The sequence below is a fragment of the Aliarcobacter sp. genome, from assembly GCF_041672065.1.
Classification (GTDB): domain Bacteria; phylum Campylobacterota; class Campylobacteria; order Campylobacterales; family Arcobacteraceae; genus Aliarcobacter; species Aliarcobacter skirrowii.
This window is the reverse complement of the sequence record NZ_JBAZAH010000071.1, coordinates 1-7,256: the sequence shown is the minus strand read 5'-3', so window position 1 is coordinate 7,256 and position 7,256 is coordinate 1. Positions and strand designations below refer to the sequence as shown.

Sequence of the window (7,256 nt, the reverse complement as noted above, 5' to 3'; positions counted from 1 at the left end):
GGTAAAGATTTACCAGATTCAAATAAAGCTTCTTTTGGGTGTGTCATAATATTCTCCTTAAAATTTGGTTCCCAAAAATTTTAAGGGAACCTTACATTGAATGACTACTTTTTAACGCAATTTATAAAAAATTGCTAAAAGTAGCAAAATCCTAAAGGAAGCGACGAGTCGCTTCTTTTCTCACTAACCTATTTCTTAGTAACTTTTTTCGGGATTACAACTGTGTAATCCAAATCTAAAACTACATTTGGAAGATATTTTCCATCTTCACCTTTGGCATTTTCAATCTCTTTTGGATTTTGATTTTTAAGAGCAATTGTTCTTAATCTTAAAAGTCCAATATCCTCTCTTTTATGATCAATTTTTTCCAAAACCTCACTATAAGCATAGATTGTATCTGTTGCATATGTTGGATTACAGTGGCTTCCACTATTTATTGCATATACCCATTGGGCATTTTGTAGCCCATTAAATGATATTGCTCTTGCCATTGAAATAACAATTCCACCATACATAAGTCTTTGACCCATAGGTGTACTTTTCATCATATGGTCGTTGAAATGTACTTTTGCATTGTTTTGATATAACTTTGTTGCAAGTGTATGATCACTATTATCTATTGTAATTCCCTCTGGATGATTAAGTCTCTCACCAACTTCATAATCTTCGAAGAAGTAAACTCCTCCACTAGCACTAACATCAACACATTTTATAGTTGGAATATTAATAGTGTCTAAAATTGGTGTTGCTTTTTGGAAAGTTGGAACTTCATTTATTCCACTTGTTGTGCTATGATCTTTTTTATGAACCATAACCCATCTTTTGAAGTTTAAAACTTCATTTCCATTTTGATTTACTCCAATAGAGTGAACATATACAACTCCACTTTTACCATTTGAGTTCTCTTTTAATCCAATTACAGTTGAAGTCATACTAACTGTATCACCAATGTAAACTGGATTTGGAAAAGATATCTCAGCATAACCTAAATTTGCGATTGCATTTAAAGATATATCTTGAACAGATTTTCCAAATGTCAAATGAAACATTAAAATATCATCAATAGGTCTTTTTGAATAACCCATCTCTTGTGCAACTACATCAGAAGAGTGTAGCGCAAATCTAGAACCTGTAAAAGCGATGTATAAAGATACATCACCCTCACTTATAGTTCTAGGAAGTGGATGAATGATTTTTTGACCAATGCTGAAATCTTCAAAATAGTTACCAAAGTTTATTTTGTTACTAATTTTTGACAAATTTATCTCCTTATTTTCCAAATAGATTTTGACCTAAAGCTTTATATGTTTCATAAAGCTTAATCATTTTTCTAGCCCAAGTTATTTTTGAAGAGTCAACTAATCTATTGTTATGTAAGATTACCTCTTTACCTTGTTTATTTGCCTCTTCATACTTTTTAATCATCTCTTCATAATCTGCAACTTCGCTTTGTTTTGGAGTGAATATATCATTTATATACTCAATTTGAACTGGATGTACAAGAGATTTACCATCAAATCCTAGATTAAATGCATCTTTTGTTGAATCTTCACAAGCAAACTCATCCATAACATCAAAATGAGGTCCATCTATTACTATTTTCCCATAAGCTTTTGCTGCAAGTGCTATTTGAGTTAAATATGTAACAATAGCTTTTGAACCTCTTTTTATATCTATTTGAAGTCTATTTGCTAGTTTATTTGAACCAACAACAACAACTTCAACTTTAGGACTAGCTGCACAAATTTCATGAATATTTAACACTGCAAGTGGAGTTTCTATCATAATCATAAGAGTTAAATTTGGATTTACCTCTTCAATTAATTTAACAGCCTCTAAAACATCCTCTTTTGTATCAATTTTTGAAAATAGTATTGCATCAAGTTCAATCTCTTTTGCCAAAGCTAAATCTTTTTTTAAATCTTCACTTCCAAGATTGTTTACTCTAATAACTCTTTCACTATCTCCAAATTTAGGACCTTGCTCTTTATAAACCTCTTTTACAACAGATCTTCCAACTTCTCTTTGTTCAGCTAAAATAGCTTCAAAATCAAAAATAACAGAATCTGCTAAAACAGTTTTTGCTTTTTCTACATTGTGTTTGTTGTATGAAGGTACTAGTAGCATTGATCTTCTAGCTTTATATTCAACTACCTCTTCACCTTTTGATTTTGCTCTTTCAAGCTCATTTAAATCTTTTACTAATTGTTTTCTTAAAACTTTTCCATTTTTTGTTCTTGGATAGTCAGTCATTGTATAGATTCTTTTTGGTGCTTTATATTTAGCTAAATTTGCTTGAGAGAATTTTAAAATTTCTTCTTCTTGTTCTTTAGTTAAAGTAGTATGACCAATAACAATGATTGCTACGATAGTTTTATCTTTTTCAATATCTAGACCAAAAGCAACACAATCTGCAACATCTGGATGAGTTTTTACAACTCTTTCAATCTCATGTGGACTTACTCTAAATCCAAAAGTATTGATAATGTCATCTTTTCTTCCAATGAACCAAATATATCCATCTTTATCTTTTCTAGCATAATCTCCTGTGAAGAAGTATCCATCATGTTTAGCTTTTTGAGTCTCTTCTTCTAATTGCCAATACTCTAAGAATAATCCTGGATCGTCTTCACCTATACAAATCATTCCCTCTTCTTCAACTCCAACTTCTTCTAAAGTTTCAGGATTTAGAAGTTTTACAATATGTCCTGGTTGAGGGAATCCTGCACTTCCTGGTCTTATTGGATTATATTTTGAGTGTGAAATATAGTATGAACACTCACTCATACCAATTGCCTCATAAATATCTTGTTTGAATCTTTCTCTCCAAAGTCCTAACATCTCATCACTTAAATGCTCTCCAGCACTCATGCAGTATCTTAAGCTTGGGCAATCATCAAGTTTGAAATCTGTTTTTTGAATAATTTGTCTATAAATTGTTGGAACACCAATAAAAATTGTACAGTTATGTTTTTTGATTAGATTAATCCATGTTGATGCATCATTTGCACCCTCATAAGCTATAACTGTATGACCATTGTATAGTGGGTCCATAAGTGCAGAACCTAAAACATAAGTCCAGTTAAATTTTCCAGAGTGCATTATTCTATCATTCTCTTTAAAATCAAACCAATAATCAGTTGCTGGTTTTCTTCCAACAAGTGATCTGTGAGAGTGAAGTACTCCTTTTGGATAACCAGTTGTTCCAGATGTATAAACTAAATATGCAGGTTCTCCTGATCTTGAGTTATAGTGATTTGCTGTTGTATCACACTCTTGAAAAATTTTACTTAATGCATAAACATTTATATCTTTTGGTTTTTTGAAATCATCAACACTATCGACTCCAGCAACAACTATTGTTTTTAAGTTGTCAAGATTTTCTAAATAAGGTACTAAATTTTCATACATAGAAGCTGATAAAACTATAGCTTTAGCTTGAGAATCTTCAGCTAAATATTTAACTTCACTACCACTTAACAAAGTTGAAGTTGGTACTGCAATCATTCCACCTTTCATAACACCAAAAAAAGATATTGGATATGCTAAAGAGTTTTTAAGACAAACTAGAACTCTATCTCTTGGTTTTAATCCAATATTTTGAGTAAAGAAGTTTGCTACTTGATCCGATTTTACACTTAAATCTTTATAAGTAACTTCATCAGTTCCAAGTTTATCATCTTCAATTATCATCGCAACATTATTCTCTTTTGCACTTCCCAACCATGCTGAAGTACAAGCAACACCAATATTTAAAAATTCAGGTATATCTATTTTAACTGTTTGACTCATTTTAATCTCCTTGAATTACAGTTGACCATATGGCCAATTTTCTTTAAATGTATTTAAAGGCATTCTATTTAACACAGAAAGTGCAAATAGTTTATCCTCTTTTGAAAGGCTATTTAGTGCATAAGCTCTTAAAATGTTTTGTAAAGATTTACCAAACATTGGAGGATCTAGCATCTCACCTTCATATCTAATAGCTCCACTTAAAAGTGCATCTGCTTCAATAGCAGCTTTTAAAATAGAGATATCTTTTGCAATCTCATTTGGGCTTGGAGTAAATGCAACTTTACATATATTTATATGGTTTGGAGTAATTACTTGTTTACCAGTTAATCCCATAGAACTCTCTCTTAAAGCATGTGAATAAACATATTTACTAGCTTCATCTCCATGTAAATCTAACCATCTTCTAATATCTTTTTTCTCAACACAACTACTTGGTAGTGAGTGAGGAGTTAGCATTACTTCAACTCCACCAATTACACCTTTACCTTTAATTCTAGCTTCTAAAGTTAACATATCAAAATATGTTTCAAGCTCATCAATCCAACCTTTTGGAGTGATTTTGTATGCCATTGCTTTTGAAAAGTCATGAATTCCAAATACTATATGTTTAACAGTTGAATACTCCATTAATCTATCAGCAATTCTTAAAGATTTTGGGTGCTCAACAATTGGTTGAATTGTAAGATTACTTCCAATAGAGATTAACCAAGAAGATAAATCTCTAATTTCAGCACTTCCATAAACCTCTCCAGCTTTTGCTAAAACTATTACATCAACATATTGATGAATTTGTTTAATCATTTTTAAATCCTCTTCATACTCTTCAGTTCTAAATGGATTTATTCTAATAGCTATTTGAAAATCTCTTTGAGGAAATTTTGGTAACTCTTGAATTAAAAGCTCTCTACTCATAGCTTTTTGTCTACAACCATCTTCTAAGTCAAATAAAACTGTGTGAGCTCTTGTATTGTAAGCATGTTTTTGAAGTCTAAGCTTAGCTTGTTCCATACTCTCATAAGATCCATCAAGTGGATTATATTTTATTGGTGGATAGTAGATTTGAATCCCTGGCCAATAACCTCCAAGAACTGGAGTCAAATCATCTTTTGCTGTTAATTTAGATAAATCTATTGCAGAAGTCATCATGTGTTCAACCTTTCTTTGAAATTTCTTTTTTATTTTTATGAATGAAATTTTATTATACATAAAAATCAATAGTGAAGTTATACACAATTTAAAATGAAATCAATTTATATCTTTTAAAATACGAAATATTTTTAAGCTTATTATAATAATTGAGATTTTATGAAAATAATAAACTCTTTGGTAGAATGTTTGGAAAAATTTTGGAAATATTAAAATAGGGATTAAAATGGAAGAGATAGAAAGAGAAAATAATTTTAGAGAATGGTTACGAACTGTTGTTGATAGTCAGGCACCTATAAGTTCTTATCCAAATGCATTAAAAATTTTTATTCCAAATAAGCTTGAAGAGATGAATGAAAATATTTATGAAAATTTATTTAATTGCACAGATTTAGAATATTTGAAACAACTTAATCAAAGATTATTGAATAATGGAGATTTACATCAATTTAATATAAATACTCAAAGTAGACTTCCTAGCGCTTCAATTAGTAAATATATAAATTTTTTAGAAAATAAGAGTTTAGAAGTAGAAAACATCAAGATAATAAAATCTACACAAAAACAAGCACTAAACCAAATACTTTTTGGAAGTCCAGGAACTGGGAAAACTTTTAATACTATAAACAGAGCTATTGAGATTATAGATAGTGATTTTTACCAACAAAACAAATATAACAGAGTGGCTTTAAAAGAGAAATTTGAAGAATATAAAAAAGCTGGACAAATAGAGTTTATAACATTTCATCAAAGTTTTTCTTATGAAGAGTTTGTTGAAGGGATTAAAGCAATTCCAGCTGGGAAAGATGGAAATGAAAATGGCGAAGATATGATTTATGATGTTGTTGATGGAATTTTTAAAAAGTTATCAAAGGAAGCTTTAAAATTTTTGATTACTAATAATAAAAATAGTATATTGAAAAAAAGATTTAAACTAGATGCAAAATCTTTGAATATTCAAGCAGATTTGCTACAAGAAGATGACAATACATATAAACTTTTAAAAGGCTCAAAGATAAGAAAAGAAGCAGTTCCTTCATTTCATAAATACAACTATAGCAAACTTAGAGATATTTTTTTAGAAAAAGCTATTTTTGATACAAGCAAAGAGAGTGATGAATTTTTTATTTTAAAAGAGGATTATATTTTTCAAAGCTTAAGTGCATCATCTTCAGTTGTTTTAGGAAAAATGTCAAATGGATTATCTGATTGGAAAGAAGTTTTAGATGATAACTTATCAAAAAAAGAGAACAAAAATATAAAAAACTACATTCTAATAATAGATGAAATAAACAGAGGAAATATCTCTAAAATATTTGGAGAGCTTATCACACTTATTGAACCATCAAAAAGAATAGGTGCAGATGAAGAGATAAGATTAAAACTTCCGTATAGCCAAGAACTTTTTGGAGTTCCTTCAAATTTATACATAATTGGTACTATGAATACAGCTGATAGAAGTATTGCTTTAATGGATACGGCACTTAGAAGAAGATTTCATTTTGAGGAGATGATGCCAAATTCTAGTTTGCTTAAAAATTTAGTGGTTGATGAGATAAAAATAGATAATCTTCTTGAAGTTATAAATAAAAGAGTAGAGTATCTGTATGATAGAGATCACACTATTGGTCATGCTTATTTTATGAGTTTGGAAAATTTCGCAAATGAAGTAGATAAAAAAGCAGAACTAGAAAATATCTTTAGAAATAAGATAATTCCACTCTTACAAGAGTATTTTTATGATGATTGGGAGAAAGTGAGATTAGTTTTAGGAGATGGTTTTGTTGAAAAGATAGAAGTAAAATCAGATATTTTTGATGAAGATTTAATAAAAGATAGTGAATATCTAGAAGAAGAGAAATTTATTTATAACATAAAAAAAGAGTTTGATTTTTCTAAATTTAAAGAGTAAAAATGAAAAAAGAGTTTATTTTAAAGGAATTTGAGTATCTACAATATAAAGATAATACAAAAGATAATTTTATAAAAAAAGAGACTTTTGACTCTTTAGAAAAATTTGTATTAGAAAATGAAAAAACAGCACAATATCTAAAAATAACTACAAAAAATGGTTTTGGAAAAGTTTTACAAGCTCAAAATTATGTAGGAGTAATACAGACAAAAGATGGAACTACAATAGAGATTTTGCCAAAAATTAAAAATGCAACGACAGAAAAATCAAAAGATATTTTAATAAAAATGTTAAAAACTTTAAAAAACTCTCCATTTAAAAATCTTAGTGTTGCAAATTTAAAATCTTCAAAAATACCTTTATTTGAAATATTTATCTCAATGTTTTTAGAAGAGTTGACCGT

The 7,256-nt window shown here is 29.1% G+C and carries 4 protein-coding genes and 1 pseudogene; 2 read left to right on the top strand and 3 right to left on the bottom strand.

Features of this window, described 5'->3' with window-relative positions; all coding sequences use genetic code 11:
• Positions 1 to 188: 188 nt before the first annotated feature.
• From WC168_RS08830 to WC168_RS08820, 3 genes are read right to left on the bottom strand one after another with little or no spacing between them, the layout of a single operon-like run.
• The gene (locus tag WC168_RS08830) at positions 189 to 1,259 is read right to left on the bottom strand and encodes a MaoC family dehydratase (protein WP_279134164.1); all 1,071 of its coding nucleotides are present in this window, start codon (positions 1,257 to 1,259) and stop codon (positions 189 to 191) included.
• Positions 1,260 to 1,269: 10 nt separating this feature from the next.
• On the bottom strand, positions 1,270 to 3,792 hold the full coding sequence (locus WC168_RS08825; protein WP_279134166.1) for an aldolase/citrate lyase family protein: 2,523 nt from the start codon (positions 3,790 to 3,792) through the stop codon (positions 1,270 to 1,272).
• A 15-nt stretch (positions 3,793 to 3,807) separates the two neighbouring features.
• On the bottom strand, positions 3,808 to 4,941 hold the full coding sequence (locus WC168_RS08820; RefSeq protein WP_066158856.1) for a CoA ester lyase: 1,134 nt from the start codon (positions 4,939 to 4,941) through the stop codon (positions 3,808 to 3,810).
• Between the two features lie 226 nt (positions 4,942 to 5,167).
• Between WC168_RS08820 and WC168_RS08815 the strand changes: the two genes are divergently transcribed.
• Together WC168_RS08815 and WC168_RS08810 are read left to right on the top strand one after the other, a co-directional pair.
• On the top strand, positions 5,168 to 6,853 hold the full coding sequence (locus tag WC168_RS08815; protein ID WP_279134168.1) for an McrB family protein: 1,686 nt from the start codon (positions 5,168 to 5,170) through the stop codon (positions 6,851 to 6,853).
• A 2-nt stretch (positions 6,854 to 6,855) separates the two neighbouring features.
• Positions 6,856 to 7,256: pseudogene (locus tag WC168_RS08810) on the top strand (hypothetical protein); the annotation flags it as partial.

Coding starts and splice junctions, on each gene's coding strand:
- WC168_RS08825 (WP_279134166.1), bottom strand. CDS start 3,792: ATGAGTCAAACAGTTAAAATAGATATACCTGAATTTTTAAATATTGGT.
- WC168_RS08820 (WP_066158856.1), bottom strand. CDS start 4,941: ATGATGACTTCTGCAATAGATTTATCTAAATTAACAGCAAAAGATGAT.
- WC168_RS08815 (WP_279134168.1), top strand. CDS start 5,168: ATGGAAGAGATAGAAAGAGAAAATAATTTTAGAGAATGGTTACGAACT.